The sequence below is a fragment of the Hydrocoleum sp. CS-953 genome (genome assembly GCF_002260545.1).
Lineage (GTDB): Bacteria > Cyanobacteriota > Cyanobacteriia > Cyanobacteriales > Microcoleaceae > Trichodesmium.
Genome location: NZ_LGSU01001026.1, coordinates 1 through 6,133, shown reverse-complemented (window position 1 = coordinate 6,133; position 6,133 = coordinate 1). Strand labels below are relative to the sequence as shown.

At 37.5% G+C, this 6,133-nt stretch carries 3 protein-coding genes and 1 CRISPR repeat array; of the genes, 2 read left to right on the top strand and 1 reads right to left on the bottom strand.

Annotated features, from left to right (window positions below):
- Positions 1–576: 576 nt before the first annotated feature.
- Complete coding sequence (locus AFK68_RS14865; protein ID WP_094673477.1) at positions 577–1,569, bottom strand: AraC family transcriptional regulator; 993 nt, start codon at positions 1,567–1,569, stop codon at positions 577–579.
- 138 nt (positions 1,570–1,707) lie between these two features.
- A CRISPR array of direct repeats spans positions 1,708–2,045; the repeat unit is 36 nt; unit sequence TCCGAATTTTTGGTAACACAAGCACCCTGCTTGTTA.
- 99 nt (positions 2,046–2,144) lie between these two features.
- On the opposite strand from AFK68_RS14865, the gene AFK68_RS14860 reads away from it, so the two are divergent.
- Entirely contained in the window at positions 2,145–2,537 is a 393-nt protein-coding gene (locus AFK68_RS14860) for a hypothetical protein (RefSeq protein WP_094673476.1), read from the top strand.
- Between the two features lie 151 nt (positions 2,538–2,688).
- On the top strand, positions 2,689–5,844 hold the full coding sequence (locus AFK68_RS14855; RefSeq protein ID WP_094673475.1) for a hypothetical protein: 3,156 nt from the start codon (positions 2,689–2,691) through the stop codon (positions 5,842–5,844).
- Positions 5,845–6,133: the final 289 nt, after the last annotated feature.

The following is a 6,133-nucleotide window of genomic DNA, read 5'->3' as shown; positions in this document are numbered from 1 at the left end:
TCCTTTACCTCTACCTCACATCAAAATTATTAATATCATTCTCATTCAAATCCTCTAGAGCTTTATCAAAAAGAATGATACATCGAATAATTATACAACAAAAGTCACAAATGTCAAGTTATTGATAGATAAATTTATCATTTATTTTACCTTGAAAATAAAACCTTTTTGCCCTGAAAATATTAAGTATTTGTATATCTTTTTGCCGATATTTAATCATGGTAATTCAGTTTTTTAAGGCTGAATTACAAAGTCAGTCTTTCCTATGAAATACTCCACAAATAGCTATTAGTAAAAAGAGGAAAAAACTCAAACTTTTATTGAGCAACACCAAAAATACATAAGGGCATTCAGCAGTCAGCAATCAACTATCAGCTATTGTTTATTATCTGCTATAAAAGCTTTATTAATGGTACTTAGAAGTTTTCAGGAATAAAAATCAAAAATATATTTATGGCGTTTGATTTGCGCAGCAAAGCATTCTAAAGGAAAGGAAGAGTCAGTTCGCTGAAAGCTAATAGCTGTTAGCTCCGCATTCCGCAGGAAATGCTTACCAAAATACTATCAAGTCTCAAGTTATTTTTCCGAGGAAAAGTGACGAAACAATTGAGGCGTTATACCTGTCCAACGTTTAAATGCACGGCTAAAATGCCCTTGTGTTGAATATCCTAACTGTTCGGAAATTTCTCTAAGTTTAAGATCGGTATCTTTAAGCATAATTTTTGCTCGTTCAAACTGTATTTGATGAATGACTTCAGTGTAATTTAATCCGGCTTCTCTTAATTGTCTTTGTAAAGTTCGAGAACTAATTCCTGTAATTTGAGTAACCTGACTAAGAGTAGGATACTTTTTTGTTGATAAAGATTTAATAACTTGTCTGAGAGAACCAATAAAATCTGTTGCTGGAGTAGATATATTTATCAGGGGAGAAAGATAAGGTGAATCAGTTGATGGTTGAGTCAGACTTAAAAGAGTGGTATCAATTGCGATCGCTGTAAATTGTTGTTGATATTTAATTCTCGTATTTTCCAACGGTTGAAATTGTTTAATTGTAGAATTTGGTTTCATTTGTAAACAAATTTTTGACGGTTGCCAATGCTTTAAACCCGTTGTGTAGCGAACTAAATTAATCATTAACATTAAAGTATAAGCTTCTACCGCCTGTTCTCCAATAGTAATTTCTGGAATTCCTTGACGACAAAACCAGATTTCAGAACCCTTTTGAGATAACCAAAAACTAGCTTGAGAACTATGTAATCTTGTTAATAAACAAAAACGGTTGAGAGCATCATAAGTTGTCAAACTAGGGTACATTAACCCTAATATAAAATCAAAATTTCCTTCTAATCCTGTTTGTAAACCAAATTCAATCGCTGAACCATTTGCTTTTCCCGCTCTCTCAATAAAATCCCAAACTTGATATTCTGGTAATAATTGCTCAGGAGTAGTTAAGATATCAGCCCGAATTTTAGATTGTTCTAGAAACTTCTCACTGTTAGCTCCAATTTGTCCAAGAAAAGTTAAATAAGGTTCTAATTGAGTTGCACGAATTAGGGGAATGGCTTTCATAAAATATACTTGTTAAATTTTTATAAATTTTTCTTTTCATTATTCTAGATAATTGTGGCAAATTGGCGCGATAAGGTAAAGACTTTTTTTTGCAAATGTGAGAATCTTGATACTACGAATAGCAAATCACATTGATGTTCCGAATTTTTGGTAACACAAGCACCCTGCTTGTTACAGGCTGGAAGCCTGTGTTACATCCGAATTTTTGGTAACACAAGCACCCTGCTTGTTAAAGGCTGGAAGCCTTACAAATGATGTTCCGAATTTTTGGTAACACAAGCACCCTGCTTGTTACAGGCTGGAAGCCTTACAAATGATGTTCCGAATTTTTGGTAACACAAGCACCCTGCTTGTTACAGGCTGGAAGCCTGTGTTACATCCGAATTTTTGGTAACACAAGCACCCTGCTTGTTAAAGGCTGGAAGCCTTACAAATGATGTTCCGAATTTTTGGTAACACAAGCACCCTGCTTGTTACAGGCTGGAAGCCTGTGTTACAAATGTACCTCACCATCCTCAAAAGTGCTGTAATAGGTTGTTATTTCAATTATTTAGTTTAGGAGAATTTATTCAACTATGAAAAACACTGTGCGTCTTAGGGTTCCTGGAAATTTATCTACTCCTGACATGATTTCTATTGGTATTTCCCTAATAGCAGCTTATCTGGGAATGTTTAGTGGTCATAAATCTTTCAGTAAAGAGTTAGTTCTTTTCCTACTCTTTTTAAATAGTTTGGATCTAACTTTAGTGTTATTAATGGGTAAAAGTTTTGCCCAATACAAACAGACAATTAGTAACTTTTTACGATCGCCGAAATTTATAGGGGTTGATATTTTTCCATCCCTATTTATTGCTGAATTTGTCTATGGTCCTTTTCTCAAAGGATTCTTTTTAGAACTGATGGCATTTCTTGTCACTTATTTAGTCATTAGAACTATTAGATTAACAGTCATTTCCTCTCTTCATTAGAATAGGACTTACACATGAACGCTATTGGTAGCGCTAACACACCAAGGCTCTATATAATAGTGCCTTTGCGTAATTCCTATAGAATTTAGAACTTTTCCTAAATTATTCGTTTATTAACTTTTCACTGAAAAAATAGTCAGGGTCTATTATTATGACAAAAGCTAGTGATTTTAAAGCCTTAAAATGGCGTAATATCGGACCGTTTCTCGGTGGTCGTGGCACTTGTGTTGTTGGTCATCCTACAGATAAACAAGTTTTCTATCATGGTCACTCATCCGGGGGACTGTGGAAAACCGAAGATGCAGGTCAATATTGGATACCTGTCGGTGACGGACAATTTAATATGGGTTCAGTTGGTGCGATCGCTATTTCTGAACAGAACCCCGATATTATGTATGTTGGTTTAGGTGAACCTCAAATTCGTAACAGTGCATCCTGGGGTGATGGGATGTATAAAACTACTGATGGCGGTGCAACTTGGCAGCATATCGGTTTAAAAGATTCTAAGCATATTGCTAAAATTAGACTCAATCCTGATAACCCCGATTTAGTTTACGTTGCTTCAATGGGTCATGGTTTTGGTCCGAGTCAGGAAAGAGGAGTCTTTCGCTCCAAAGATGGCGGTCAAACTTGGGAAAATATTCTCTTCAAAAGCGAAAATACCGGATGTATTGATTTAATCGTTAATCCTAGCGATCCTAAAGTTATCTTTGCTGCCATGTATGAATTTGAGCGCAAAACTTGGGGGGCAAAAACGGGAGGTCCTGAAAGTGGACTCTGGCGATCGCTTGATGGTGGTGATACTTGGGAAGATATTAGTCGGAATGCAGGAATGCCAGAAGGACAAATGGGAAGGCTTGGTATTGCTATATCCCAAGCAGCTCCTAATCGTGTTTATGCTCTGGTTGATTCGGAAACGAAGGCAGGTTTATACCGTTCTGATGATTTAGGAGTAAATTGGTCTTTTGTGTCTAATTTTGCTCAAATTATCGCTCGTCCTTTCTATTTCTTCCATCTTTATGCTGCTCCCCACAATGCTGATGAACTTTGGGCACCAGCTAATAAACTTTATAGTTCTAAGGATGGAGGCAAAACTTGGGTACTTGAACCAGGTATTAAGGATGACTACCATGAAGCTTGGATCGATCCTCAAGATCCTAATCGCATTATTGTAACTTGTGACGGTGGGTCTCAAATCTCTTTAACTGGTGGTCAAACTTGGTCTCCTTTCAATAACCAACCTACAACCCAATTCTATCGTGTATTTTGCGATAATCAGTTTCCCTACAACTTGTATAGTAATCCTCAAGATACAGTGACAGTCAAATGTCCTAGTGCTTCTCGTTGGGGCGGTATCTCCGAACATGAAACCATTGTCGTTGGTAATGGTGAAACAGGCGCAGCCATTCCTCATCCTACCGATCCTGATATTGTTTATAATCTTTCCACTGGTTCAATTTGTGGTACAGGCGGTTCTTTCACGATTAACAATCTGAAAACTGGGCAGAACGAAATGCGACCAATTTGGCCGGAATCCACCTTTGGTACTCCTGCTACTGAGTTTAAGTATCGTTTTAATTGGCATCTCCCATTTTTCATCTCACGTCACGATAACAAGACTTTCTATGCAGGAGCTAATGTAGTTTTCCGTTCCACTGATGAAGGTATGACTTGGGAGGAAATTAGTCCTGATCTAACCAAAGACATCAAAGACAAACAGCAATTAGCAGGAACTCCTTGGATGGGAGAATATTTCGGTCAAGAAATTTATTCCACAATTTTCCGTTTAGAAGAGTCTCCCCATGAAAAGGGTGTCATTTGGGCCGGTAGTGATGATGGGTTAATTCACTTAACAAAAGATGGGGGGCAAACCTGGGAAAACGTTACGCCACCAGATTTACCAGAACTTTCTCCTATTTATGAAATTGAGTTTTCTCCTCACGATCCAGCAACAGTTTATATTGCCATTACCCGCTATCGGACAGCAGATGACTATGCTCCCTATTTGTATAAAACCACTGATTCTGGTAAGACTTGGATTTGCATTAGTGATACCTTCCCTCAAGACGAAATAACTCGTACCATTCGGGAAGATACAGTCCGCAAAGGATTACTTTTTGTCGGTACAGAAACAGGCGTTTTTGTTTCCATTGATGATGGTAAGGAATGGCGACGCTTAAATCTGAATTTACCTCGTGTTCCTGTCCATGATATTAAATTTAAGAATGCCGATGTAGCGATCGCTACTCACGGACGTAGTTTTTGGATTCTCGATGATATTAGTCCTCTAAGGCAATATGCTGAGGAATTAACTCAGAAAAAAGCTCACTTATTTAAGCCTGAAACCTATACTCGTTTTGGTTATAACTGGTGGATGGATTACGGTGGCGGTCCTGTTTCTGACAAAAAATATTACTTTGTTCAGAATACTCGTCCTGGTCACACTTTTTATGAGCAAGGTATTGTTGATGGCGAGAAAAAACGCCAGTTTATTGATGCTGGCGATCCTCGTCCGATAGGAGTAATTATCTACTATCTCCTCAGTGATGATGCTAAGGATGTTAGTTTAACGATTTTGGATGAACAAGGTAACGAGATTCAGACTTTCGGTAAAGATGAAATTCCTACTGAAAGATTTGCCAGTTTTGATGCTCGTGGTTATGAACAAGATTTGACCACAGGAAAACCAAAAGCTACTGTTAGTCAAGGATTAAACCGCTTTATTTGGGGAACTCGCTATCCTTCTGTTTCCTCTGTACCCGGTCGTCCTCCAGTTATCATCACTCCTTTTGCGAAACCAGGTACTTACCAAGTCCGTTTAACAGTTGATGGTGAAACTCAAACGGAATCTTTTGAAGTAAGCATTAATCCTAACGAGAAATATACTCGTACTGAAACCGATACTAAAGGTGAATTTTGGATGAAACTCTATGCTAAAGCAGAAGAAGGTATCCAAACAGTGTTAAAAGGTCGTGAAGCTAAAGAAAAAGTAGCTAATGCGCTCTCCTCTGCTTCCGGTAATCAAGCACTTGCAGACCAAGGAGCAAAAATTACAGCACTTTGCGATGAGTTAGAAGGTAGCATGATGCCAGTTGGTACAACTTTAGTTCAAATTATTAACGAGCGTACCAAGTTAATTCCCAAATTGACATGGTTGCATAATGTGTTAGAAACTTCTGAAGGTCCAGCGAACCAAGGTACAGTTGATGTTTACAACAAAGTCGCCAGTGAAATGGATGAAGCGATCGCATCCTTTAACAGTCAAATTGATACAGAGATGACACAATTTGACCAATTAAGTAGTTAATTCGGTTCAGTACACCACAAAGTAGGGACGTTGCATGCAACGTCCCTACGGGGTTGTTATTTTTTTAATGTGGTTCATTGACCTGAAAACGGCTGTAAGCTAAAAATTATTGAGATTTCATATTTCCTGTTGTATTATTGCCTTTGACAAAAATTAGATATATAGTTTAAATGCTGAACACCTAATAATTATATAATTATGGATATTAAGCAAGAACTAGATTTTTATCGAAGAGAATATTACAGGATTTTAGATTTTCTCCCAGTTGGTGTAGTTGTTATTTCTAATT

What these genes read in the sequence shown, in the direction of transcription:
- AFK68_RS14865 (WP_094673477.1), bottom strand. Translation starts at nt 1,569, where the DNA reads ATGAAAGCCATTCCCCTAATTCGTGCAACTCAATTAGAACCTTATTTA.
- AFK68_RS14860 (WP_094673476.1), top strand. Translation starts at nt 2,145, where the DNA reads ATGAAAAACACTGTGCGTCTTAGGGTTCCTGGAAATTTATCTACTCCT.
- AFK68_RS14855 (WP_094673475.1), top strand. Translation starts at nt 2,689, where the DNA reads ATGACAAAAGCTAGTGATTTTAAAGCCTTAAAATGGCGTAATATCGGA.